At 65.4% G+C, this 25,247-nt stretch carries 21 protein-coding genes and 1 pseudogene; 18 read left to right on the forward strand and 4 right to left on the reverse strand.

The genetic code is table 11. The annotated features are described in order from the left end of the window. Both HDG39_RS22105 and HDG39_RS22110 read left to right on the forward strand, forming a co-directional pair. Nucleotides 1–95, forward strand: a pseudogene (locus HDG39_RS22105) (IS5/IS1182 family transposase); the annotation flags it as partial. 19 nt (nt 96–114) lie between these two features. Continuing rightward, nucleotides 115–1,032, forward strand: a complete 918-nt coding sequence (locus HDG39_RS22110; protein ID WP_184008620.1) for a LysR family transcriptional regulator — start codon at nt 115–117, stop codon at nt 1,030–1,032. 51 nt (nt 1,033–1,083) lie between these two features. Here HDG39_RS22110 and HDG39_RS22115 read toward each other — a convergent pair whose 3' ends face one another. Further along, nucleotides 1,084–1,284, reverse strand: coding sequence for a hypothetical protein (locus tag HDG39_RS22115; RefSeq protein ID WP_018418526.1), 201 nt, complete (start codon nt 1,282–1,284; stop codon nt 1,084–1,086). 553 nt (nt 1,285–1,837) lie between these two features. On the opposite strand from HDG39_RS22115, the gene HDG39_RS22120 reads away from it, so the two are divergent. Next, nucleotides 1,838–2,629 (forward strand): SDR family NAD(P)-dependent oxidoreductase, encoded by a 792-nt coding sequence (locus tag HDG39_RS22120; RefSeq protein ID WP_184008840.1) that lies wholly within the window; start codon nt 1,838–1,840, stop codon nt 2,627–2,629. A 128-nt stretch (nt 2,630–2,757) separates the two neighbouring features. Here HDG39_RS22120 and HDG39_RS22125 read toward each other — a convergent pair whose 3' ends face one another. Next, nucleotides 2,758–3,753 (reverse strand): LLM class flavin-dependent oxidoreductase, encoded by a 996-nt coding sequence (locus HDG39_RS22125; RefSeq protein ID WP_184008636.1) that lies wholly within the window; start codon nt 3,751–3,753, stop codon nt 2,758–2,760. Between the two features lie 336 nt (nt 3,754–4,089). On the opposite strand from HDG39_RS22125, the gene HDG39_RS22130 reads away from it, so the two are divergent. The 15 genes from HDG39_RS22130 (at nt 4,090) to HDG39_RS22200 (ending at nt 21,673) form a co-directional block, all read left to right on the forward strand. Next, nucleotides 4,090–5,691 carry a rhodanese-related sulfurtransferase gene (locus HDG39_RS22130; protein WP_184008638.1) on the forward strand — a complete coding sequence of 534 codons (1,602 nt, stop codon included), beginning with the start codon at nt 4,090–4,092 and terminating at the stop codon, nt 5,689–5,691. Nucleotides 5,692–6,235: 544 nt separating this feature from the next. Next, on the forward strand, nt 6,236–6,787 hold the full coding sequence (gene bamE, locus HDG39_RS22135; RefSeq protein ID WP_184008640.1) for an outer membrane protein assembly factor BamE domain-containing protein: 552 nt from the start codon (nt 6,236–6,238) through the stop codon (nt 6,785–6,787). 61 nt (nt 6,788–6,848) lie between these two features. Beyond that, a complete protein-coding gene (locus HDG39_RS22140) occupies nt 6,849–7,802 on the forward strand; it encodes a patatin-like phospholipase family protein (protein WP_184008642.1) in 954 nt (317 codons plus the stop codon). A 354-nt stretch (nt 7,803–8,156) separates the two neighbouring features. Beyond that, nucleotides 8,157–8,846 (forward strand): ABC transporter permease, encoded by a 690-nt coding sequence (locus HDG39_RS22145; protein WP_184008644.1) that lies wholly within the window; start codon nt 8,157–8,159, stop codon nt 8,844–8,846. Between the two features lie 5 nt (nt 8,847–8,851). After that, nucleotides 8,852–9,565, forward strand: coding sequence for an ABC transporter permease (locus HDG39_RS22150; protein WP_184008646.1), 714 nt, complete (start codon nt 8,852–8,854; stop codon nt 9,563–9,565). A gap of 91 nt (nt 9,566–9,656) precedes the next feature. Then, nucleotides 9,657–10,448 (forward strand): ABC transporter ATP-binding protein, encoded by a 792-nt coding sequence (locus HDG39_RS22155; protein WP_184008648.1) that lies wholly within the window; start codon nt 9,657–9,659, stop codon nt 10,446–10,448. Nucleotides 10,449–10,479: 31 nt separating this feature from the next. Then, nucleotides 10,480–11,523, forward strand: coding sequence for a GlxA family transcriptional regulator (locus tag HDG39_RS22160; protein ID WP_184008650.1), 1,044 nt, complete (start codon nt 10,480–10,482; stop codon nt 11,521–11,523). Nucleotides 11,524–11,840: 317 nt separating this feature from the next. Next, on the forward strand, nt 11,841–13,076 hold the full coding sequence (locus tag HDG39_RS22165) for an aspartate aminotransferase family protein (protein WP_184008652.1): 1,236 nt from the start codon (nt 11,841–11,843) through the stop codon (nt 13,074–13,076). Nucleotides 13,077–13,143: 67 nt separating this feature from the next. After that, the gene (gene aruF / locus HDG39_RS22170; protein ID WP_184008654.1) at nt 13,144–14,196 is read left to right on the forward strand and encodes an arginine/ornithine succinyltransferase subunit alpha; all 1,053 of its coding nucleotides are present in this window, start codon (nt 13,144–13,146) and stop codon (nt 14,194–14,196) included. Continuing rightward, complete coding sequence (gene astA / locus HDG39_RS22175; RefSeq protein ID WP_184008656.1) at nt 14,193–15,230, forward strand: arginine N-succinyltransferase; 1,038 nt, start codon at nt 14,193–14,195, stop codon at nt 15,228–15,230. The genes aruF and astA overlap by 4 nt, the downstream gene beginning before the upstream one ends. A gap of 2 nt (nt 15,231–15,232) precedes the next feature. Beyond that, nucleotides 15,233–16,696: a succinylglutamate-semialdehyde dehydrogenase gene (astD, locus tag HDG39_RS22180; RefSeq protein ID WP_184008658.1), complete on the forward strand. Its 1,464-nt coding sequence runs from the start codon at nt 15,233–15,235 to the stop codon at nt 16,694–16,696. 12 nt (nt 16,697–16,708) lie between these two features. Then, complete coding sequence (astB, locus tag HDG39_RS22185; RefSeq protein WP_184008842.1) at nt 16,709–18,049, forward strand: N-succinylarginine dihydrolase; 1,341 nt, start codon at nt 16,709–16,711, stop codon at nt 18,047–18,049. Further along, complete coding sequence (gene astE, locus HDG39_RS22190; RefSeq protein WP_184008660.1) at nt 18,033–19,115, forward strand: succinylglutamate desuccinylase; 1,083 nt, start codon at nt 18,033–18,035, stop codon at nt 19,113–19,115. The genes astB and astE overlap by 17 nt, the downstream gene beginning before the upstream one ends. Before the next feature lie 146 nt (nt 19,116–19,261). Further along, nucleotides 19,262–20,056: an ABC transporter substrate-binding protein gene (locus HDG39_RS22195; RefSeq protein WP_184008662.1), complete on the forward strand. Its 795-nt coding sequence runs from the start codon at nt 19,262–19,264 to the stop codon at nt 20,054–20,056. Between the two features lie 240 nt (nt 20,057–20,296). Continuing rightward, nucleotides 20,297–21,673 (forward strand): EAL and HDOD domain-containing protein, encoded by a 1,377-nt coding sequence (locus tag HDG39_RS22200; protein WP_184008664.1) that lies wholly within the window; start codon nt 20,297–20,299, stop codon nt 21,671–21,673. Between the two features lie 100 nt (nt 21,674–21,773). Here HDG39_RS22200 and HDG39_RS22205 read toward each other — a convergent pair whose 3' ends face one another. Beyond that, a complete protein-coding gene (locus HDG39_RS22205; protein WP_184008666.1) occupies nt 21,774–23,231 on the reverse strand; it encodes an HDOD domain-containing protein in 1,458 nt (485 codons plus the stop codon). Between the two features lie 95 nt (nt 23,232–23,326). Continuing rightward, on the reverse strand, nt 23,327–25,141 hold the full coding sequence (locus tag HDG39_RS22210; protein WP_184008668.1) for a putative bifunctional diguanylate cyclase/phosphodiesterase: 1,815 nt from the start codon (nt 25,139–25,141) through the stop codon (nt 23,327–23,329). Nucleotides 25,142–25,247: the final 106 nt, after the last annotated feature.

The following is a 25,247-nucleotide window of genomic DNA, read 5'->3' on the forward strand; positions in this document are numbered from 1 at the left end:
TCTCCACCCGGTATGACAAGCTCGCTGACAGCTATCTCGTGTTCGCGTCCCTTGCCTGCTCGTTTGGGCCGCTTTTAAATGTGAACACGGCCTAGTGCCGGTGCGAGGGTCGCGATGAATCCCAATGAACTCTTTGCGTTACTACCCGACATGGCGACGTTTGCGAGGGTTGTCGACGCCGGCAACTTCTCGATTGCCGCGCGGCAACTGGGCAGTACACCGTCGACTGTCAGTCGGCAGATCAAGCGTCTTGAGGATTCGCTTGGCACGCGGTTGCTTGAGCGCTCGACCCGTAGCCTCCGTTTGACGGATTCAGGCGCGCAGGTCTATCGGTATTGCCGGGATATGGTCGGCGCAGCGTCGGGCGCCGTCGACGTCGCTGGACAAGTGACGGGTGATCCGCGAGGCAAGGTCAGCATCAGTGCGCCGATTTCATTTGCGCGATCCGTCATCCATCCGCTTGTTCCCGAATTTCTGCGCATGTGGCCCGACGTGGATGTCCATCTGGTCTTCGCCGACCACGAAGTCGATCCGCTACGTGACGATGTCGATATGGTGATCCGACTCACGCGTTCGCCTCCGCCAGGCCTTGCTGCCCGGCGACTTGGAGCGGTCAAATGGGTTCTATGCGCGTCACCTGCTTATCTCGCGGAATGGGGGACACCGGCCGAGCCACGCGACCTTGACCGGCATGCATGCATGTATCTAGGGGAGACGGTCGACGACAATCGATGGCATTTCCGCCGCGACTCTGAGACACAGTCGGTCGAAGTGAAGGGCCGATACATCGCCAATGATGCGGGCGCGCGATTGGATGCTGCGCTGCATGGCCTGGGCATTGCGAGCTTGCCCGATTTTGCCGCTGCGCAGGCGATTTCCAGGGGCGACATTGTCCGGGTGCTGACCGACTGGGAATTCGAGGCGCGTCCCTATATGGGACCGGTCTGGCTGCTTTATCCGTCGAATCGTTTTTTACCGTCTCGAGCACGTGCGCTCATCGATTACCTGGTGAGCCAGCTCCACGACACGTAGGCTGCCACACCGACGGCATCAGGCGCGCAGGGCTGCGCGCCTCCTTTGCTGTCAGCCGTGGTAGAAGCCGTCGGTGACCGAGTTTTGCAGCACGCCGTCGACATAGACGCCGACAGGGTCGCCATCAGCGGACGTGAGGATCGAGCCGATGTGCTGGCCGGGTAGTTTCATCCGGCCACCTTGAATTCTGGTCATCTCCTGGTGATCAAGTTCTGCAGAGTTCTGGATGTCGTCGATGGTCAGTGTGTTCATGATGTGTCTCCTTGAACAAGAGGGTTGTAGAAACATTTGAGCGGCCGGCTGCCTGCAGCACACAACGCACATGTCATGCCATCCGGGCGTGATCTGCGCGGAGCGCATCCCCGTGGTGAATCGCGATGATGTGAGTCTGGGCGCCACCATCACTTAGCCAGACGAAGTTGGAAAATCGCTGACATGGCCTTGTTTTTCTTCTCCTACACGTACTTCAGGTCTGCCTGCTTCGCTATCGGCCTGCCACTCATGTGCGTGCCCCCACGTACACGCTTTGCTGCTCCCGGACATCTCCGTCAGATCATCTAGTCTTTTTCTGTTCGAAAGCGAGGCTCTATGCCCGATCCTGACTTATTCGGTGTTGCGGGGCGCTGTGGACACGCAGATGTATCTCGACATGAACGACAGCAACGAATCGCAGGCGTTCTTGACCGAACCGCCTCACTGGTCGATGGTGGCGCATCGATTACACGTACGTGAACCTCCTGGCGGCATCCGACGTTCAAGTTCCGATGTCGCCGTTTTTAATTCATCCATTGAAAGGAAACCACTCATGGACCTGAATCTGACAGGCAAACTCGCGCTGGTGAGCGGCAGCACAGCCGGCATCGGTTTCGCTATCGCGAGCACGTTGGCGCAGGAGGGCGCTCGTGTGATCGTGAACGGCCGCGCTCAGTCATCTGTGGACGACGTGGTCGCGCAGCTGAAAGCGCAGACGGGCAGCGACGTGCAGGGATTTGCGGGCGATCTCAGTACCGCCGCTTCAGCAGAAGAGCTCGCGCGACGCTATCCGGACGTGGAAATTCTGGTCAACAACCTGGGCATCTTCGAGCCCAAGCCGTTTGAAGAGATCCCCGACGCGGACTGGCGGCGGTTCTTCGACGTCAATGTCTTGAGTGGGGTACGCCTCGCTCGCCTGTTTTTGCCTGCGATGAGGCAGGCCAACTGGGGGCGCATCATTTTCATTTCGAGCGAAAGTGCGGTGCAGATTCCTGCTGAAATGATCCACTACGGGATGACGAAAACCGCGCAGCTGGCAGTCTCGCGGGGGCTCGCCGAAGCCGTTGCCGGGACGGGCATTACAGTCAATAGCGTGCTGCCGGGGCCAACGAAATCGCGGGGAGTGGGTGAATTCGTGGAGACCCTTGCCAAGGCCGACGGCAAATCGTTTGAAGCGTTCGAAACAGAGTTCTTCGAGAAGGTCCGTCCCACCTCGCTCATCAAGCGATTTGGTTCGCCGCAGGAAATCGCGTCGCTCGTGGCCTATATCGCCAGTCCGCTTTCGTCGGCCACCACGGGAGCCGCGTTGCGGGCCGACGGGGGCGTCATAAAGAGCGCCTTCTAGACCCACGCCGGCATTGGGCCGGCTTCTCACGCGACCGGCCCCAACTCAGTGCAAAAGACAAGGGCGGCTTGCCATGAACCGCCCTCTTTTCGTGCGTCGCCGTGTCCGCCGATCGGTTCGCGAACCGCTTATCTGGCCGCCATCATTTCATCGCGTACCTCGGCGCCGATCTCGAACGAGCGCAGCCGCGCGGCGTGATCGTAAATCTGGGCGGTCAGCATCAACTCGTTCGCGCCGGTCTGCTCGATGATCGATTGCAGACCTTCGCGGATTGCGTCGCGATCGCCGAGCACCGTGCAGGCGAGCGCACGCGCGACGTTGTTCAACTCCATCTCCGACGCGTCGAGCCGCTCGACCGGCGGCTGCAATTGTCCCGGCGTGCCGCGCCGCAGATTGATGAACTGCTGCTGCAGCGACGTGAACAGCCGTGCGGCTTCGTCGTTCGTGTCGGCGGCGAACAGATTGACGCCGACCGTCGCATAGGGCTTCGCCAGCGTCGCGGACGGCCGGAACTGCGTGCGATACACCTGCAGCGCGGTCATCATGTAATCGGGCGCGAAGTGCGACGCGAACGCGAACGGCAGCCCGAGCGCCGCGGCCAGTTGCGCGCTGTACAGCGACGAACCGAGCAGCCACAGCGGCACGTTCAGGCCCGCGCCCGGCACCGCGCGAATGCGCTGGCCCGCGACCGGCTCGGCGAAATACCGTTGCAATTCGACGACGTCGTCGGGGAAGGTTTCGGCGCTCGCCTGAAGATCGCGGCGCAGCGCGCGAGCGGTGGTCTGATCGGTGCCGGGCGCGCGGCCGAGGCCGAGATCGATCCGCCCCGGATACAGCGACGCGAGCGTGCCGAACTGCTCGGCGATCACGAGCGGCGCATGGTTCGGCAGCATGATGCCGCCGGAGCCGACGCGAATCGTCTTCGTGCCGCCGGCCACGTAGCCGATCACGACCGAGGTCGCCGCGCTCGCGATACCAGTCATGTTGTGATGCTCGGCGAGCCAGTAACGCTTGTAGTTCAGCTTTTCCGCGTGCTGCGCGAGTGACAGTGTGTTCCTGAACGCGTCAGCCGGCGTGGCACCCGCGGTGACCGGCGAAAGATCGAGAACCGAGAAGGGGATCATTGTCTGTTGATTGCGATGGGCGGCGCTTTCGCGCGATGGGGCATTGTGGCAAAGCGGCGCCTTTTCTGCTGGCGGCGCGGCGATGCCCCTGTCGGCTGAAGGGTCGGCAGGACCGACGCGGCGCGATGAGGCACGACGGGGATGCGGCGCGTGGCGCGGAAATTGCGCGTGCGTAGCGTGTTCGCGCGGCGGTGCTTCGCATTCGCAGTGCGCCCGAATAACCAATCCAGCGAGTGACCGTGCGCCGATCGGAATTCGAGTGTACGGTTAAGTATCGGTGCGGTGACGCGATCCGTTGCCGGAAATCTGGAATGTAGCGAAGGAGTTCCCGATCCCATGAGTGTCGTCAAAGAGTTTCGTACCCGGTCGTTCCAAGACGTGTGCCATGCATTGCTCGACCGCGAGGAGATCGCGCTCGTCGACGTGCGTGAGGAAGATCCGCACGCGCGCAGTCATCCGTTGTTCGCCGCCAATCTGCCGCTGTCGCGGCTCGAACTCGACGCGCCGCTGCGGCTGCCTCGCCCGGCCGTGCCGATCGTCGTGTTCGATGCCGGCGAAGGCCTCGCGAGGCGTGCGGCCGAGCGCTTCGCCGAACTCGGCTATACCAACGTCGCCTTGCTCGAGGGCGGCCTGCAAGGCTGGCGCGAAGCGGGCGGCGAGTTGTTCAAGGATGTCAACGTGCCGAGCAAGGCGTTCGGCGAACTGGTCGAAAGCGTGCGTCATACGCCGTCGCTGTCCGCGCAGCAGGTGCAGGCGCTGCTCGATCGCGAGGCCGATGTCGTGGTGCTCGACGCGCGCCGCTTCGACGAGTTTCAGACCATGAACATCCCCGGCAGCATCAGCGTGCCGGGCGCGGAGCTGGTGCTGCGCGCCAGGCAGCTCGCGCCGGATCCGGCCACGCGCATCATCGTCAATTGCGCTGGGCGCACGCGCAGCATCATCGGCGCGCAGTCGCTGATCAACGCGGGCGTGCCGAATCCGGTGGCCGCGCTGCGCAACGGCACGATGGGCTGGACGCTCGCCGGTCAACCGCTCGCGCATGGCAGCGCGCGGCGTGTCGAAGGCGCGGTCGACGACGTTTCCCGTCTCGCCGCGGCAGACGGCGCGCGCGCGGTTGCCGACCGGGCGCGCGTGCGCCGCACGTCGCGCGACGAAGCGCGCCGCTGGGCCGACGAAGCGGTACGCACCGTCTATCGCTTCGACGTGCGCAACCCCGAGGAATACGAGGCGGGCCACGTGCCCGGTTTTCGCAGCGCACCGGGCGGCCAGCTCGTGCAGGAAACCGACCTGTTCGTGACGGTGCGCGGCGCGCGCGTGATCCTCGCGGACAGCGACGGTGTGCGCGCGAACATGACCGCATCGTGGCTCGCGCAGATGAACGTAGAGGTGTACGTGGTCGATGGCCTGACGGCGGCCGATTTCGCCGAGAAGGGCATGACGCCGTTGGCGCGCAACGCGGTCACGCCGCCCGACGTCGACGACATCGAGCCGGCCGAGCTCGCCGCGCTGCTGCAGTCGACGGGAACCGTCGTGCTCGACTTCACGAGCAGCACGCACTATCTGAGGCGGCATGTTCCGGGCGCGTGGTTCGTGATCCGCAGTCAGCTCGCCGACGCGCTGCGCACGCTGCCCGATGCGAAGCGCTATGTGCTCACGTGCGGCAGCGACGTGCTCGCGCGCTTCGTCGCGCCGGAGCTCGCCGCGGCGACCGGGCGGCCGGTGCAGGTGCTGCGCGGCGGCACGACCGCGTGGATCGACGCGGGCTTGCCCGTGGAGTCGGGCGGCACGCGAATGGCGTCGCCGCGGATCGATCGTTATCAGCGGCCGTATGAGGGCACCGAGAACGCGCGCGAAGCGATGAGCGCGTATCTGGAGTGGGAGCATGGGCTCGTCGCGCAACTCGCGCGCGACGGCACGCACGGCTTTCGTGTCATTTGATGGCCGGCCATCCGGCGGCCGGCCATCCGGGGCCGGCCAACCGGCACCCCTCTTGCGCCGCGCGAATCTTCTGCCGATTCGGTGTAAACGCGCTCTCGTCGAAAGTCTCCGATGCGTTTAGATTAGCGGCATCTGGAAGGCTTTTCGAGGGACCAGGGCGGCCATAAAAGGCAGCGGTTTGTCATTCGGCGATGGCGCAAGGTGAGTAGCCAAGGTTGCTCATCGCTTCGTCTGGAGCAGACCGCTGCGCGTCGTCCGCGGTGCTTCGCGCAAGGCGGCCAATGAGCCGCCGTCACTTCCGGTTGATCCTATCGACCGACATGGCGACGCTGTACACAGCGTCGCCTTTTTGCTTCTGGCGTGCCCATCTCAACCGACCTCAGCCGATCCATTAGCGCTGCGCGCAACACGTTGCGTGCGTAGCCGCACCCGTCGCGCCTGCGTTGCTCGCGGTTTTCTCCGTGCGCGGTTATCCTTGTAGTACACACTACAGACCGGCCAGGCGCCGCGACGACAAATCCCGCACATCCGGACAGGAACCGAAGTGAGCCTCAAACCGCTGGGCGTGACGCTACTGATAGCGTGCTGTGCGCTGACCGGCTGCGACCAACAGCAGAGCGATCAAGCCGTGCAAAAACTCAAGGACTTTTTCAACGCCGTCAAACCGGACGCGTTGCTGCTCAAGAACATGACGCCGGGCGTCACGACCGAAGCGCAAATCCTCGCGCAGATGGGCAAGCCCGAGACCACGCGCAGCTTCACCGACGGCTCGAAGCGCTTCGAATATCCGCGCGGCCCGCAAGGCCTGAACACCTACATGGTCGACATCGATCGCGACGGCAAGCTGCAGGCGATCACGCAGGTGCTGACCGCGGACAACTTCGCGAAGATTCGCTCGGGCATGACCGAGGACGAGGTGCGGCGCTTGCTCGGCAAGCCTGGACAGGTCGCGGTGTTTCCGCTGAAGCCGGAAACCGTGTGGAGCTGGAAATGGCGCGAGGGCGGCGTGACCGAAGAAGGCATCTTCAACGTTCACTTCGACCGGAGCCAGAGGGTGTACACCACGTCACGCTCGGACGTGATTCGCGGGCGATAGGCGAAGGGGCAATGTCGATCAGAAGACGGCCGGATAAGCGGGCCGAAAAAGCGGGGTAGGCATGATACGTCGACGTCGATACAGCCGGATCGGGCTGGTGTTGGGGGGCGGCGCCGCGCGCGGCTGGGCGCATATCGGCGCGATTCGCGCGCTGCAAGACGCGGGCATCAGGCCCGACGTCGTGTGCGGCACGTCGATCGGCGCGCTGGTCGGCGCGGTCTATGCGAACGGCGATCTCGACTGGCTCGAGGAGTGGGTGTCGCGCCTCACGTGGCAGACCGTGGTGCGGCTGCTCGATCTGCGCATCTCGGGCGGCCTGCTTGGCGGGCGCAAGGTGATCCAGCTATTCGCCGACAAATTCGCCGGCTGCTCGATCGCGCAACTGCAGATGCCGTTCGCGGCGGTCGCGACCGAACTCGACACGGGCCGCGAAATCTGGCTGCAGGACGGCAGCACGATCGACTCGGTGCGTGCATCCATTGCGATTCCGGGCATCTTCACGCCGGTATGGCACAACGGCGTGTGGCTCGTCGACGGCGGGCTCAGCAATCCGGTGCCGGTGTCGGTCGCGCGGGGCATGCGCGCGGACTGCGTGATCGCGATCGATCTGAACAACGACATCCTGAACGGCCGCGATTTCGGCGGCCCGGTCATCCAAACGCCCGCGCTCGATCCCACCGCGCCGCCGCCCGTCGCGCTGCGCCGCAACGGCAAGCCGTGGCCGCGCTGGCTCGCGCCGGCGGAGGCGAGCGCCACCGACGACGTGCGCGTGCCGCCGAAGCCGAGCGCGCAGGTGCCGTCGATGCTGAGCTCGATCGCGCAAAGCATCGACATCATGCAGGTGCGCATCACGCGCAGCCGGCTCGCTGGCGAACCGGCCGATATCCTGATCCAGCCGCGTCTCGGCGGCATGGGCATCTTCGATTTTCATCGCGCGGCGCCAGCCATCGAGGAAGGACGCGAGGCGGTCGAGCAGATGCTGCCGGCGATTCGCGCGCGGCTCGGGCTCGACTGAGCGCGAGCTGTCAGGCGTCGGAGCCGGCGTGGACGCGCTGACGCAACGGCGCGACGCGTTCGGGCGGCGCCACCGCGGTCGGCGCGGCCTATCGAAAAAGCGACCCGAAACTTGCTAAATCGCCGCACGGCCAGGCGCACGCGGCGCGCGCGACAACACGATAACCCCCGTGAAACCAAGCGCTACGAGCGTTCCGTCGTGCGTCGACGTGTCATGTTGCGTCGCAGCAAATCACCCGCCCCATATTTGAGAAATTGATTTCAGCTTGCGAGACTCCGCGCCATGCCGGAGCAGCGAGCAGCCCATGAAGCCGCCGCCATCCGCGCCAATTCAACGAACTGGATGGAGACACGCGTGTTCCTATATGGCTTTGGTCCCGTGCTGCTCGCCGGCACGCTCCAGACGATCGAGCTGTCCGTTCTGTCGCTGGCGGCCGCTGTATTGCTCGGCCTCGCGGGCGCGGCGGCGAAACTCTCGTTCAACCGGCCCCTGCGGGTCATCGCGACCGGCTACACGACGCTGATCCGCTCGGTGCCCGACCTCGTGCTGATGCTGCTGCTGTTCTACAGCATCCAGATCTGGCTCAATGATCTGACCGACATGTTCAACATCGAGCAGATCGACATCGATCCGTTCGTGGCCGGCGTGCTGACGCTCGGTTTCATCTACGGCGCGTATTTCACCGAGACTTTTCGCGGCGCCTTTCTCGCGGTGCCGCGCGGCCAGCTCGAAGCGGGCAGCGCGTACGGCATGAGCGGCGTGCGCGTGTTCACGCGCATCCTGTTCCCGCAGATGATGCGCTTCGCGCTGCCCGGCATCGGCAACAACTGGCAGGTGCTCGTGAAGGCCACCGCGCTCGTATCGATCATCGGTCTCGCCGACGTCGTCAAGGCCGCGCAGGACGCGGGCAAGAGTACCTTCAACATGTTCTTCTTCATCCTCGTCGCCGCGCTGATCTATCTGGCGATCACCACCGTATCGAACGTCGCGCTGATCTGGCTGAACCGCCGCTATTCGATCGGCGTGCGACACGCGGAGCTCTGAGCGTCATGATCGACATCCTCAATCAATTCTGGAAGGCGTATCTATTCTGGGACGGGCAACGCCTGTCGGGTCTCGCGGTCACGCTGTGGCTGCTGGTCGCGTCGATCGCGATCGGCTTCGTGTGCGCGGTACCGCTCGCGGTCGCGCGCGTGTCGAAGAAGCGCTGGCTGTCGACGCCGGTACGTCTGTACACCTACGTATTTCGCGGCACGCCGCTCTACGTCCAGCTGCTGTTGATCTACACCGGCGTGTACAGTCTCGCGTTCGTGCGTTCGCACAGTCTGCTCGACGCGTTCTTTCGCAGCGGCTTTCACTGTGCGATCCTCGCGTTCGCCTTGAACACCTGCGCGTACTCGACCGAGATTTTCGCGGGCGCGATCCGCTCGACTTCGCATGGCGAAGTCGAGGCGGCGCGTGCCTACGGCATGAGCGGGTTCACGATGTACCGGCGCATTGTGATACCGTCCGCGCTGCGCCGCGCCTTGCCGTTGTACAGTAACGAAGTGATCCTGATGCTGCACGCGACGACGGTCGCATTCACGGCCACGGTGCCCGACATCCTGAAAGTCGCGCGCGATGCGAACTCGGCGACCTACCAGTCGTTCAATGCGTTCGGGCTCGCGGCGCTGATTTATCTCGTGGTGTCGTTCGCGCTGGTTGCGCTGTTCCGGCGCGCCGAGCGTCGCTGGCTCGCGCATCTCGCGGTGCGCACGCACTGAGCGCGCGTTGACGACATAGCATCGGGCGCGTCGAACTTCGGCACGGCGGCGTCCGCACCAGACCGATCCGTATTCTCACTGGGAGAGCATCTTGCTCCATACCACTCAAACCGAAGCTTGCAAGCTCGCCGTACAGGACATCCACAAGCGCTACGGCGACAACGAAGTGCTCAAGGGCGTGTCGCTCAACGCGAACAAGGGCGACGTGATCAGCATCATCGGCGCGAGCGGCTCGGGCAAGAGCACTTTCCTGCGTTGCATCAATTTTCTCGAGCGGCCGAACGCCGGGCAGATCGTCGTCGACGGCGAAGCGGTCAAGACGAAGACCGATCGCGCCGGCAATCTCGAAGTCGCCGATCACAAGCAGCTTCAGCGCATCCGCACGAAGCTCGCGATGGTGTTCCAGCACTTCAACCTGTGGGCGCACATGAACGTGCTTGAGAACGTGATCGAAGCGCCGATTCATGTGCTCGGTCTGAAGCGCAAGGAAGCCGAGGACCGGGCGCGCGAGTATCTGGAGAAGGTCGGTCTCGCGCCGCGTCTCGAGAAGCAGTATCCGGCGCATCTGTCGGGCGGCCAGCAGCAGCGTGTCGCGATCGCGCGCGCGCTCGCGATGGACCCGGACGTGATGCTGTTCGACGAACCGACCTCCGCGCTCGACCCCGAACTCGTCGGCGAAGTGCTGAAGGTGATGCAGAAGCTCGCCGAGGAAGGCCGCACGATGATCGTCGTCACGCACGAAATGGGCTTCGCGCGCAATGTGTCGAACCATGTGATGTTCCTGCACCAGGGCCGCACCGAGGAAGAGGGCAATCCCGCCGAAGTGCTGAGCGCGCCGCGCAGCGAGCGCCTGAAGCAGTTCCTGTCCGGCAGTCTGAAGTAACGCGCGGCTCGTTCGTTTTCACTGACAAGCGATGGCCCGCACGTCCAGCCCGGCTCGCACGACGCAGGTCGCGATTGTGGCACTGCCGCCCGTGTCGATGTCGGGCGTCGGGCCGATCGTCGACGCGCTCAGTCTCGCCAATGAAATCGACGGCCGCGCGCTGTATCGCGTGCAGGTGTGTTCGTGGGACGGCCGCGCGGTGCCACTGTCGGGCGGCGCGCAATGGCCGGCCGATGCCGCGTTCGGCGACGCGATCGCGTGCGACTGGCTGATCATCGTCAGCGAGCGGTTCCAGCAGTTCGCCGACTACCGGCTGTTTCTCGCGAGCCTCGCGCGCGTCGGCCAGCGCACGCCGCTCGTCACCGGTATCCACCACGGCGTGTGGTGGCTCGCGATGGCGGGGCAGCTGTCCGGGTATCGCGTCAGCGTGAACTGGGAAACCTATCAGCAGTTCTCTGAACAGTTCGAACGCTCGATCGTCACGCAGCAGATCTTCGAAATCGATCGCGATCGCGCGACCTGCGCGGGCGGCCAGGCGACCGTGGACTTCATGCTCGCGATGATCGGCCGCGAGCACGGGCCCGAACTCGCGGAGCGCATCGCCGATACGCTCGGCGTAGGCGTGCTGCGCGCGGGCGAGGAGCGTCAGCGCATTCCGTTCGTGACCGCGCCGGGCGAGCGTCACCCGCGCCTGAACGACGCGCTGCTGCTGATGGAAGCCAATATCGAGGACCCGCTGACCACCGATGAAATCGCCGGCCTCGTCGGCGTCTCGCGGCGGCAGCTCGAGCGCCTGTTTCGCCAGTATCTCGGCTCGATGCCGTCCAAATACTATCTGGGGCTGCGGCTGTCGAAGGCGCGCACGCAATTGCAGCGCACCAGCAAATCCGTCGTGCAGATCAGCCTCGCATGCGGGTTTTCGTCGGCGGCGCACTTTTCGAATGCGTATCGGGAGCGCTTCGGCGTCACGCCGCGCGAGGATCGCCGCAACTGGATCGACCGCCAGACCGGCGCGCACGGCGGCGCGAGCGAGCCGCGGCCGGCCGCGCTGATCGAGCGGCCCGAGCTCGATTGACGCAAGGCGGCGCGCCATGCACGCATGGCTCGTGCGCGCGCTGGAAGCCGCCTGAAAGCGAAGCCGGGGCAAGCCCGGCGCGAGTACGACCAAAGCGCGACCAAAGCGCGACCAAAGCGCGACCAAAGCGCGACCAAAGCTCGACACAAGCCCGACACGAACCGCTCACAGAGTACGAACGAAACGCCTGCACGAAAAATACCCGCTGTGGCCGGCGACGCGCGGAACCTCATAGAAAGCGTCGCGTATGCGCAAGACGTGCCGCGCGCGGTTTCCTACACTAGCTGTATTACCTGTCACCCGTAAAAGGAATTGCCATGAACGACCTGACTGTGACACGCCAGACCTTCGACGAAGTCATGGTGCCGGTGTTTGCCCCCGCCGCCTTCGTACCGGATCGCGGTCTCGGCTCGCGCGTGTGGGACACGCAAGGCCGCGACTATATCGACTTCGCCGGCGGCATCGCCGTCACCGCGCTCGGTCATGCGCATCCCGAGCTGCTAAAGGTACTGCATGAGCAGGGCAGCAAGCTGTGGCACATCGGCAATGGCTACACGAACGAGCCGGTGCTGCGCCTCGCGAAGCGCCTCGAAAGCCTCACGTTCGCCGACCGCGCGTTCTTCGCGAATTCGGGCGCCGAGGCGAACGAGGCCGCGCTGAAGCTCGCGCGCCGCGTCGCGTTCGACCGTCACGGCGCGCAGAAAGATGAAATCATTTCGTTCGCGCAGTCGTTCCACGGCCGCACGCTGTTCACCGTCAGCGTCGGTGGCCAGCCGAAGTACTCGGAAGGCTTCGGCCCGGTGCCGGCCGGCATCACGCATCTGCCGTACAACGACATCGAAGCGGCGAAGCAGGCGATCGGCGCGCAGACCTGCGCGGTGATCGTCGAGCCGATCCAGGGCGAGGGCGGCGTGATCCCGGCCGATCCGGCGTTCCTGAAGGCGCTGCGCGAAGCGTGCGACCGGCACAACGCGCTGCTGATTTTCGATGAAGTGCAAACCGGCGTGGGCCGCAGCGGCTTCTTCTACGCCTACCAGGACACCGGCGTGACGCCGGACATCCTGACCACCGCGAAGGCGCTCGGCAACGGCTTCCCGATCGGCGCGATGCTGACCACCAAAGAGCTCGCCGCGCACTTCAAGGTCGGCGTGCACGGCACGACTTACGGCGGCAATCCGCTCGGCTCGGCGATCGCGGAAAAAGTGGTCGAACTCGTCAGCGACCCGAAGCTGCTCGAAGGCGTCCGCTCGCGCAGCGAAGTGCTCAAGGGTCATCTCGCGAAACTGAACGAGCGCTTCGGGCTGTTTACCGAAGTGCGCGGCAAGGGTCTCCTGATCGGCGCCGAACTGAACGACACGTTCCGGGGCCGCGCGAAGGACTTCGTCAACGCGGCCGGCCAGCACGGCGTGATCATGCTGATGGCGGGCCCGGACGTGCTGCGCTTCGTGCCGTCGCTGATTATGCCGCTCGACGACATGGCCGCAGGCTTCGCGCGTCTCGAGACGGCGTTCGGCGAACTCGTCGGCGCGAACGCGCAGGCGGCGTCGCATTGATGTTCAGGCAGTCCCGCACGCCCACGCTGATGCAGCGGATCATGCGTCACATTCAACAGGAACGATGATGCTCTTCGTACGTCCAGGCCGCCTTGCCGATCTCGATGCGCTCGAGCATATGGCACGCACCGCGCAGCCGGTGCTGCATTCCCTGCCGCACGACCGGCGCGCGCTCGAAGCGCGGGTCGCGTTGTCGGAAGACTCGTTTCGCGCGGAGGTCGATTTTCCGGGCGAGGAGTTTTATCTGTTCGTGCTCGAAGACTCGGAGACCGGCAAGCTGATGGGCACCGCGAGCATCGTCGCGGCGGCCGGTTACGCGGACCCGTTCTACGTGTTTCGCAACGACGCGCTGATTCATGCGTCGCGCGAACTGCACGTGAATCGCAAGATTCACGCGCTGACGATGTCGCACGAGCTGACCGGCAAGAGCCGGCTCGCGGGCTACTACATCGACCCGTCGCTGCGCGGCGACGCGGCCGCGCAACTGATGTCGCGCGCGCGGATGATGTACATCGCCGCGAATCGCAAGCGCTTCACGCCCGAGGTGTTCTCGCTGCTGCTCGGCGTGACGGACGAAAACGGTGTATCGCCGTTCTGGGAAGCGGTGGGGCGCAAGTTTTTCGGCCGCGATTTCGCCGACATCGAAGTCGAATCGGGCGGCCGCAGCCGCACCTTCATCGCCGAAGTGATGCCGACCTATCCCGTGTATGTGCCGCTGTTGCCCGAAGCGGCCCAGCGCGTGCTCGGCGAGCCGGACGCGAACGCGCTGCTCGCCTACGAGATTCATCTCGAGGAAGGCTTCGAGACGGATCGCTACGTCGATATCTTCGACGCGGGTCCGGTGCTGACCGCGCAGTTGGATCGCAGTGTCAGCGTGAAGCACAACGAAACGCGCGTCGTGCGCGAGGCATCTGCGACGCACGGCGAAACGTACCTGATCGCGCACAACGGCGCCGCCGGCGAGTTCCGTTGCGTGCTCGGCGATCTCGCGCCCGGCAAGGCGTCGGGCGCGGGGTTGTCACAGGCGGCGCGCGCCGCGCTCGGCGTACGGGAAGGCGATGCGGTGCGCTGCGTGCCGCTGCATCAGCCGCAGGATGAACAATCGGGAGAAGCGCAATGATCGTCGTTCGCGTAGTACAACGAGGCGATGTGGATGCGCTGATGCGGCTCGCGCAGGAAACCGGGCCGGGCCTGACCACCTTCAAACCGGATCGCGATGCGCTCGCGGCGCGTGTCGAACGCGCGCGCCGCACGATGGAAGATCAGGCCGCGCCGCACGAGGCCGGTTATTTCTTCGTGATGGAAGACACCGCGACCGGCGACGTGGCCGGCGTCTGCGGGATCGAAACGGCGGTGGGGCTGCAGCAGCCGTTCTACAACTATCGCGTGAGTACGGTCGTGCACGCGAGCCAGGATCTCGGCATCTGGACGCGCATGCACGCGCTGAACATCTCGCACGACCTCACCGGTTATGCGGAAGTGTGCTCGCTGTTTCTGAGCCCGCGTTATCGCACGAGCGGCGTCGGCGGCTTGCTGTCGCGCTCGCGCTTCATGTTTCTCGCGCAGTTTCGCGAGCGTTTTCCGCAGCGTCTGTGCGCGGAGCTGCGCGGCCATTTCGACGAGCAGGGCACGTCGCCGTTCTGGCGCGCGGTCGGCTCGCATTTTTACCAGATCGATTTCAACGCGGCCGACTATCTGAGCTCGCACGGCCGCAAGGCGTTTCTCGCCGAGCTGATGCCGCGCTATCCGGTGTACGTCGAACTGTTGCCGGAAGAGGCGCAGCGCTGCGTCGGCCTCACGCATAACGACACGATCCCCGCGCGCCGCATGCTCGAAGCCGAAGGGCTGCGCTATGAGAATCACGTCGATATTTTCGACGCGGGTCCGGTGCTCGAATGCCATATCGCCGATTTGCGCACGGTGCGCGAAAGCGTGCTGGTGGCGGCTGAAATTGGCGAGGCAGCGGAACAAGCCGCGCAGGACGGGCCGAAGTCGATGGTATCGAATACGTCGCTCGGCGATTTTCGCGTTGGCGTCGTGGCGGGCGTGCCGCGCAACGGTGTGTGCCGGCTGAGCGCGGCCGAGGCCGACGCGCTTCGCGTGCAGGCAGGCGATCCGCTGCGGGTGCTGCCGTTGAAACACAAACAAGGATGATCATGAGCGAGCTTTTCATCGACGGCGAGTGGGCCGCCGGCACAGGACCCGTATTCGCATCGCGCAATCCCGGCACGGGCGCGGTGGTGTGGCAAGGCAACGGCGCGTCGGCGGACGACGTCGATCGCGCGGTACGGAGCGCGCGCCGCGCGTTCGCCGCATGGTCGGCGCTGACGCTCGACGAGCGCTGCGCGGTGGTGCGCCGCTTCGCCGCGCTCGTGACAGAGCGCAAGGAAGCGCTCGCCGAAGCGATCGGCCGCGAGACCGGCAAGCCGCTGTGGGAAGCGCGCACCGAAGCGGCCTCGATGGCCGCGAAGGTCGAGATCTCGATTCAGTCCTACAACGAACGCACCGGCGAAAAGCGCTCGGCGATGGCCGACGGCACCGCGGTGCTGCGGCATCGTCCGCATGGCGTGGTGGCGGTGTTCGGGCCGTACAACTTCCCGGGCCATCTGCCGAATGGGCATATCGTGCCGGCGCTGATCGCCGGTAACGCGGTCGTCTTCAAGCCGTCCGAACTCGCGCCCGGCGTCGCGGCGCTGACCGTGCAGATCTGGCGCGATGCGGGGCTGCCTGCCGGCGTGCTGAATCTCGTACAGGGTGAGAAGGACACCGGCATCGCGCTCGCGAATCACCGGCAGATCGACGGACTGTTCTTCACCGGTAGTTCGGATACGGGAACATTGCTGCACAAACAGTTCGGCGGACGGCCGGAGATCGTGCTCGCCCTCGAAATGGGCGGCAACAATCCGCTCGTGATCGGCCCGGTCGCGGACCTCGACGCCGCCGTGCACCACACGATTCAATCGGCGTTTCTGTCGGCGGGCCAGCGCTGCACGTGCGCGCGCCGCATCTTCGTGCCCGACGATGCGTTCGGCGAGCGTTTCCTCGCGCGCCTGACGGAAGTGACCGCGCGCATCGGCGTCGGTGAATACAACGCGGAGCCGCAGCCGTTCATGGGCGCCGTGGTGTCGGCGCGCGCGGCCTCGCGTTTGATCGGCGCGCAGGAGCGTCTGCTCGCGAGCGGCGCGAAGGCTTTGCTGAAAATGGAGCAGCGCGATCCGCAACTCGGCTTCGTCACGCCCGCGATTCTCGACGTGACCGACGTAAAGGACCTGCCCGACGAGGAGCACTTCGGTCCGCTCGCGCAGATCATCCGCTACCGCAATTTCGACGACGCGCTCGAACAGGCGAACGATACTGAGTTCGGTCTCTCGGCGGGCCTGCTCGCCGACGACGAAGCGCTGTGGACGCATTTCCAGCGCACGATTCGCGCGGGCATCGTCAACTGGAACCGGCCGACCAATGGCGCTTCTTCAGGAGCGCCGTTCGGCGGGCCGGGCCGCTCCGGCAATCATCGGCCGAGCGCGTACTATGCGGCCGATTACTGCGCATACCCAATGGCCTCAGTCGAGAGCGCGCAACTGAACATGCCCGCGAGCGTCTCGCCGGGCCTTCAATTCTGAGGATCGACGATGCTGCAAGCCACTGAAGCCAATTTCGACGGCCTGGTCGGCCCGACTCACAACTACGCGGGCTTGTCGTTCGGCAACGTCGCGTCGCAGAGCAACGAGAAGTCGGTCGCGAATCCGAAGGCCGCCGCGCGCCAGGGTCTGCGCAAGATGAAGCAGTTGGCGGACCTCGGCTTTCATCAGGGCGTGCTGCCGCCGCAGGAGCGTCCGTCGATGCGTCTGTTGCGCGAGCTCGGTTTTTCCGGCGACGATGCTTCGGTGATCGCGCGCGTCGCGAACAACGCGCCCGAACTGCTCGCGGCGGCGAGTTCGGCCTCGGCGATGTGGACCGCGAACGCGGCGACGGTGAGCCCGTCCGCGGATACGCACGACGGCCGGGTGCATTTCACGCCGGCCAATCTGTGCAGCAAGCTGCATCGCGCGATCGAACATGAGTCGACACGCCGCACGCTGCGCGCGATGTTCAGCGACACCGACCGCTTCGTCGTGCACGAGGCGCTGCCCGGCACGCCCGCGCTCGGCGACGAGGGCGCGGCGAATCACACGCGCTTTTGCGAGCAATACAAGGCGCGCGGTGTCGAATTCTTCGTGTATGGCCGCAGCGAGTATCGTCGCGGGCTGGAACCGAAGCGCTATCCGGCGCGCCAGACGTTCGAGGCGAGCCGCGCGGTCGCGCATCGTCATGGCTTGCAGGAAGCGGCGACCGTGTATGCCCAGCAGAACCCTGAAGTGATCGACGCGGGCGTGTTCCATAACGACGTGATCGCGGTCGGCAATCGCAACACGCTGTTCTGCCATCAGCTCGCGTTCGTCGAGCAGCAGGCGGTGTACGACGAGCTGCGCGCGAAGCTCGCGAGTCTGCACGCAGGGTTCAACGTAATCGAAGTGCCCGACGCCCAGGTCAGCGTCGCCGATGCGGTGACGTCGTATTTGTTCAACAGCCAGCTGCTGACTCGGCCCGATGGCAAGCAGGTGCTGGTCGTGCCGCAGGAGTGCCGCGAAAATCCGCGCGTGGCCGCGTATCTGGATGAGCTGACTTCGCACAGCGGTCCGATCGACGAAGTGCTCGTGTTCGATCTGCGCGAGAGCATGAAGAACGGTGGCGGCCCCGCATGTCTGCGTCTGCGCGTCGTACTCGACGACATCGAACGCGCGGCGGTCGCGCCGGGAGTGTGGATCGACGACACGCTGTTCGGCCGTCTCGATGCGTGGATCGAAAAGCACTACCGCGATCGTCTCGCACCCGCCGATCTCACCGATCCGAAGCTGCTGGTCGAGTCGCGCACCGCGCTCGATGAGCTGACGCAAATCCTCGCTCTGGGCTCGCTGTATGACTTCCAGCGCTGAGCACGCAATGGCGGCCCCGAGCGCGATGCTCGACGATTTTCTCGCGTGGACGCTCGCGGGCTCCCGGCCTGCCGCGCATCAAGTGCAAGGCACGTGTGCGAACGGCGTGCGCTGGACGTGGCAGGGCGACGGTGTACTCGTCATCGAGCCCGCGGAGCGGCACGCGGACATCCGTAGCGTGCTCGTGTCGGCCGGCGTGCATGGCGACGAAACCGCGCCGATCGAACTGCTGTCGCGCATCGTCGCCGATATCGCGCAGGGCCGCGCCGTGCTTGCGTGCCGGTTGCTCGTGATTCTCGGCAACATCGAGGCGATGCGCGACGGCGGCCGCTATCGCGACGACGATCTGAACCGGCTGTTCAGCGGCCGTCATCTGCAACTGCCGCACAGTCATGAGGCGCCGCGCGCGGCCGCGCTCGAACAGGCCGCGACGCGCTTTTTCGCCGACGCGTCAGCCGCGCCCGGCGCGCGCTGGCATGTCGACATGCATACGGCGATCCGCGCGTCGGTGTTCGAGCGCTTTGCGCTGTTGCCGCATACCGGCAAGCCGTTTTCGCGCGCGATGTTCGAATGGCTCGGCGACGCGCGTATCAGCGCGGTGCTGCTGCACACGACGAAGGGCAACACCTATTCGCACTTCACCGCGCAAGCGTGTGGCGCTGATGCGTGCACGCTCGAACTCGGCAAGGTGCGGCCGTTCGGCGAGAACGACCTGACACGCTTCGAGGGCGCGGATCTCGCGGTGCGCGCGCTGCTGGCCGGCACGCGCGTGGGTTCGCGAGCCGACGCACCAGCCGACGCGCAAGCCGCTCTGCCGCGTGTGTTCACCGTCGTCGATCAACTGACCAAGCAAAGCGACGCATTCGAGCTGCTGCTCGCGCCGGACGTGCCGAACTTCACGCTGCTCATGAGGGGTAGCTTGCTGGCGCGCGACGGCGACTATCAATACACGGTGCAGCGCGACCAAGAGCGCATCGTGTTTCCGAACCCGACGGTCAAGCCCGGCCTGCGCGCCGGTCTGCTCGTCGTCGACACCACCGCCGACACGCTGTCCAAGCTTGTCTAGACAGGTTCCATGTACAATCGCCGGCTTCGCGGCGGTCGCACCAACTGGTCACGCCGGCCGCGCGAGTCCGAAGCGCGGCGGGCGTAATCCGCCTGTGCGCGCCGAATCGGCTCCGTTTCAGTCCACACCGTAAAGGAACATCCGTAATGAAGAAGAATTGGCCCAACCTGGCCGCGCTCGCGCTGGTCGCGACGGCGGTGTTGACGGCAGGCACCGCGTCGGCGGCTGAGATCAAGGAAGTGCGCTTCGGCGTCGAGGCGTCGTATGCGCCGTTCGAATCGAAGTCGCCCGCTGGCGACCTGCAGGGCTTCGACATCGACGTCGGCAATGCCGTGTGCGCGAAGCTGAAGGCCAAATGCGTGTGGGTCGAGAACTCGTTCGACGGCCTGATCCCGGCGCTCGAAGCGCGCAAGTTCAGCGCGATCAACTCGGACATGACGATCACCGACCAGCGTCGCCAGGCGATCGACTTCACCGATCCGATCTACACGATCCCGAATCAGATGATCGCGAAGAAGGGCAGTGCTCTACAGCCGACGCCCGCATCGCTGAAGGGCAAGCACGTCGGCGTGCTGCAGGGCACGATCCAGGAAACCTATGCGAAGGCGCGCTGGGCGCCGGCCGGGGTCGACGTCGTGCCATATCAGACGCAGGACCAGATCTACGCGGACCTCGCGTCGGGCCGTCTCGATGCGTCGTTCCAGGACGCCGAAGCGGCATCGAAGGGCTTTCTGAAGAAGCCGCAGGGCGCGGGCTTCGAGTTCGCCGGTCCGGCCGTCAGCGACGACAAGCTGCTCGGCGCGGGTGTCGGCTACGGTGTGCGCAAGAACGACAAGGCACTGAAGGATGCGCTGAACGGCGCGTTGAAGGAGCTGAAGGCGGATGGCACGATCGACCGCCTCGCCGCCAAATATTTCAACGTGAAAGTCGTGCTGAAGTAACGATGCATCGAAGTGTGCAAAACGGCCGCTCGTTGCGGCCGTTTTGCTTTCCGCACGCGTGTCGCAAACGTTCAACAAATATTTCGAGATATTGCCTCGTAAGCCTGTTCGTGCCCAATGACGCTGCGATAAAATTGCGACGCACACTGCCGCGCGCGACGGAGCTTTCAACGTCACAGAAACGCGCCAACGTGCAGCGAAAAACAGAACATAGCGGCCAGGCGCCGAGCGGGGACTGGAATGACCACCATCGCAATCGAGACTCTGAGCCACAGCGGCACGACCGACGACGCGTCGCTCACCGCCAGCTACGCGCGGCAGCCCATTCTGAATCGGGACGGCATGCTGTGCGGCTATGAGATCAAGGTGCGTGCGCCCGAGCTGCCGCTCGCCGACGCGGACCGCATCGCCCCGCAAGCCAATACCGATCTCCCTCCCGAAACCGACGCGTTGCCGGGCCGCGCGCCCACGCCGGCGCAACGCGTCGCGCGCGCGATCGTGCGCGGGCTCGTGCAGAGCGACGTGCGCGGCGCGCTGACCGGCCATCCGGCCTATGTCGACGTGAGCCGCGAGCTGCTGCTCGACGACGCGATCCTGAGACTGCCCGCCGAGCGCTTCATGCTCGAGCTGCCTTCATCGCTCGAAGTCGACGACGCGTTGATCGCGCGTGTCGTGTATCTGCACGGCCGCCGCTACCGCTTCGCGCTCGACGACGTGACGCAGCCCAACGAGACTTTCGCGAAGCTGCTGCCGTACGCCGAAGTCGTCAAGATCGACGTCACGCGCACACCGCGCGCGCTGCTGCCGAAGCTCGCGAGCGTGCTGAAGTCGGCTGGCAAGCTGCTGCTCGCATCAGGTGTCGATGCGCAGGCCGACTTCGAAACGGTGCACGAGCTCGGCTTCGACCGCTTCCAGGGTTATTACTTCGCGCGCGCGCAAAGCTCGGCGACGCGCCGCGTCAGCGCGCCGCGCCACGCGCTGCTCAATCTGCTGCAACTGCTCGCGGGCGACCCGACGGTCGCGCAGCTCGAAGCCGAGCTGAAGCTGAATCCGGTGCTCGTCATGCATCTGATGAAGCTCGCGAATTCGAGCGGCCTCGCGGTCGGTCACAAGGTGACGACGCTGCGCGACGCGATCAACGCGACCGGCACCGACCGCATCGCGCGCTGGACGCAACTGCTGCTCTACGCCGACGGCCGCAAGGTCGCGCTGGAGGACGATCCGCTGCTGCAACTCGCGGCCACGCGCGCGCGCTTCATGGAACTCGCGATCGAGCGCATGCCCGAGGCGGGCCGCGACGAAGCCGATGCGGCCTTCCTGACCGGTGTGTTTTCGTTCGTCGATGCGGTGTTCGGCGGCTCGCTGGAAAAAACGCTGAACATCCTCACGCTGTCGCGGCCGATCCAGGCCGCGATCCTGCATCGCGAGGGCAGGCTGGGTCTGCTGTTGAGCGCGGTCGAAGCGCTCGAAGGCGGCGCATGGGAGCGCGTCGCCACGCTATGCGAGCGTCTTGCGCCGTTGACCGTGGAAGAGGTCGCGCAGATGGGTCTCGCGGCCGGCGCATGGGCCGGCGTCGCGGATCGCGGCGCGGAAGGGCTCGAGCGGATCGAGGATTGAGTGGGGTAAAAGCCCCACACCGTGCCCGGATAAAATCGTTTTCGGGCAAACCCGGAAAGGATCGACGTGAAGCAGCGTGATCAACGATCACGCCAGGTCTTCACATCGTCTCCATTTCCTGCATTTGCCCCTGGCCGAAAAAACGGCCTAACTCCCGTGCCAGTTCGTTGAGTACGCTCATCTCCTTCTGCGAGATGCGGCGCGCCTCCTGCGTATGCGACCAGTCGCCGTAGAGCAGCGCGACCGTCTGATCGGTTTCGTCGATGATCGGCAGCAGCACGAACGCGCGCGCATCATCGAACGAGCGCCGGAACCACTCGGGCAGCCGCGCGACCATCTTCGGATCGCGCGCATTCTCGATGAAGATGCCCACCGAGTTCGCGATCGCGAGATGAAATACGTCGGGTTCGAACGCGGTGTTGAACGAGAGCCGCGGCAGCGCCGCGTCGATCTTCGGCCCGAAGCCGAGACGCGCCCTGAACGATCCGTTGCTGTGCTTGACGTACACCACGGTGCGCGAGAAGCCGAGCGCCGCGAGCACGGTCTCGGCGGCCATCGCGAGCGCCGGTGCGAGCGGGCTGCCCTCGGGCAGGTCGCGCAGATCCTTCACCCCGATCTCGATGCGTGCCTCGGGTGTTAGCGCCTCGCGTGCGATCGCATCGGCATTCGCGCGTAACTCGACGATCTCGCGCATCACGCTGTCGCCGCCATCCTCGCGTGCTAGCGCGACGCTCATCTGCAGCAGCACCTCGGGGTCGGTGTTCAGCGCGCTGCTGTACTCGTGCGCAAGCTCGCCGATGCGTGCCTCGCGCTCCCCCTCGGGCATGTTCTGCTGGGTGAGCACGTCGGCGACCGCGGTCGAGTAATTGGTGATCGCGCGCAGCCACTGCACCTGGCGCGGTTGCGTCGCATCCTCCGCATCGAACTCACCCATGCCCGAGCGGATCGTGTCAGGCAGGCGCCAGCGCACCGCGGCTTCGGCGCCGATTTCATCGAACGTCACGCCGAGCACGAGCACGCACGCATCGGTTTCGAGTGCGCCGCCGTCGATATGGCGGCGAATCTGGTCCCATTCGGCGTCGAGATAGAACACGACCAGCAGCTTGCCGATCTGCCGCATCAGCGTGCAGACCACCGCTTCCTCGCCGGCGCGCAGGTCGCCGCGCTCGGTCAGCTTGCGCGCGACGCAGCCCGACAGCAGGGTGCGGTTCAGTTCGAGTTTCGCGTCGATGCGGCGCGGCGCGCTTTGATGAAAGTGATCGACGATCTTCAGACCGACGACCAGATGGCCGACCGCATCCATGCCGAGCACCATCAGCGCGCGCGACACGGTCGTGATGTTGCCGCCGAACGCCATGTACATCGCCGAGTTCGCGAGCCGCAGCACCTTCTGCGTGAGCGCGAAGTCCGACAGCACCACTTGCACGAGGCCGGTGAAGTCGAGGTCGTCGTTGGTCACTGCCGCCATGGTGGTGCGCAGCGATTGCGACAGCATAGGGAAATCGCCGCGCTCGCTCATTCGCGTCCAGAGCCGGTCGAGCACTGCCGCCTTTACCATGTGAGTCCCGCAAAAGCCATACGTGTTCCAGTGAATGCCATGCCGGTCGTGAGCCGGCTTGTTGCGCTGCCTGGGCGTCGTGTCTGCATCGCCCGTTACGCGCCGTGCAACTGAAGCTCGCGCGATTCGAAGCGCTGCGCGAGTTCCTCGGACGGCAGCGCCTTGCAAACGAGCCAGCCCTGAATGTGATCGCAGCCCATCTCGGTGAGCAACGCGCGTTGCGCTTCCGTTTCGACGCCCTCGGCTACCAGTTCGAGGTCGAGCGTCTGCGCAAGGCCGACGACAGCGCTAACGATTGCCTGATCGTTTCGCGAGGTTAGCAGATTCTCGACGAAACTCCGGTCGATCTTCAGCTTCGCGAGCGGAAAGCGCTGCAGGTACGCGAGGCTCGAGTAGCCGGTGCCGAAGTCGTCGACGGCGAAGCGGATGCCCATTGCGGTCAGCTCTTCGAGCAAGCCTTTCGCGTGCGCCGGGTCGTGCATCAGCAGACTTTCGGTGATCTCGAAGACGAGGCGGCGCGGATCGATGCCGGTCAGCTCGATCGCCTCGCGCACCGAGTCCTTGAAGCGCGGATCGCGAAACTGCTGCGGCGACACGTTGACGGCCACGTACTGCAGCGAGATGCCCTTCGCGTCCCACTGGATCAGTTGCATGCACGCGACCTTCAGCACCCAGTTGCCGAGAAAGTTGATGAGCCCGATCGACTCCGCGAGCGGAATGAACATCGACGGCGGCACGAGGCCATGCACCGGATGCGTCCAGCGAATCAACGCCTCGACACCGACCACGCCCCGCGTGCGGCTGCTCGTGATCGGCTGGAAGTGTAGCGAAAACTCGCCGTTGCGTACGCCGTCGTAGAGGTCGGCCTCGAGTTTAAGGCGCTCGGCGTCGGCCGGGTTGTCGTCGGGTACGTAGAACGCCAGCGTGTTGCCGCCCGCGGCCTTCGCCTGCAACAGCGCGTGGTCGGCCCAGCGCAGCAGGTGCGTGTCGTGGCCGCCGGTGTCGTTGGCGTGGCGCACGTCCGGGTATAGCGCGATGCCGATGCTGGCCGACAGGTGCACCTGCTGACCCTTGAACACGTACGGCTGCTGGATCGCGGTCAACAGACGCCGCGCCAGCGCTTCGGCGGCCGCCGCCGCGTCGGTGCGGCTCGCGGCAGGCTTCACGAGGATCGCGAACTCGTCGCTGGCGACGCGCGCGATCGTTTCGTTCGGGCTCGTCATGTTCAACAGGCGCCGCGACGTGTCGCGCAGCATCTCGTCGCCGGCGTCGTAGCCGAGTGCGCGATTCACGCGCTGATAGTCGTCGAGATCGAGCAGCAAGAGCGCGACCGGCGTGCCATGCGCGTCGGCCTTCTGTTGCGCGTCGAGCAACGCGTGCAGCAAGCCCGACTGGTTCGGCAGGCTGGTCAGCCGGTCCAGATGCAGCGCCTGGGTCAGGCGCTCTTCGGTGGCGCGCCACGACGACACGTCGAAGCCGGCGATCGCGTAGCCGTCGACGCCGTCGTGGCTGCTGCGCACGACCCGCAGCTCGACCGTGATCGGATAGGTCAGCGACTTGACGAGCCCGAGCGTCGCTTTCTCGACGTTGCCCGAGGCCGCCGCGAGCTTGAGCAGCGCGTCGAGGCGCGGCACGTCGGCGGGCGCGACCAGATCGTGCAGCGTCGCGGTTTTCAGGTATTCGCGGTGATAGCCGATGAAGCGCAGGCTCGCGTCGGACACGTAGATGAAGCGCAGCGCATCGTCGACGTGCGCGAGCAGATCGACCGCGCCGACCACCTGTTCCAGTGGGGGCGGGCGGTTCGCGCTGCTCGGCTGGTCGTCGTCCTCGCGCCGGCCGAACGCCCGCAGCCGGTCGATGACCGTGCGCAAGGAGCCCCGGCGGGGCGCGGTGATCGTGTTCGCTTCCATGTTTGTCGCTGGCAACCTCGGTTCGTCCGCGGGCGGGGCTGCTTGTCCGCCGGTCCGGGCGGCCAGGAGATAGCAGGCCGCCCCATCAGAACGAGATAACGACGCA

This window comes from Paraburkholderia lebeckiae (assembly GCF_014201005.1).
GTDB lineage: Bacteria > Pseudomonadota > Gammaproteobacteria > Burkholderiales > Burkholderiaceae > Paraburkholderia > Paraburkholderia tuberum.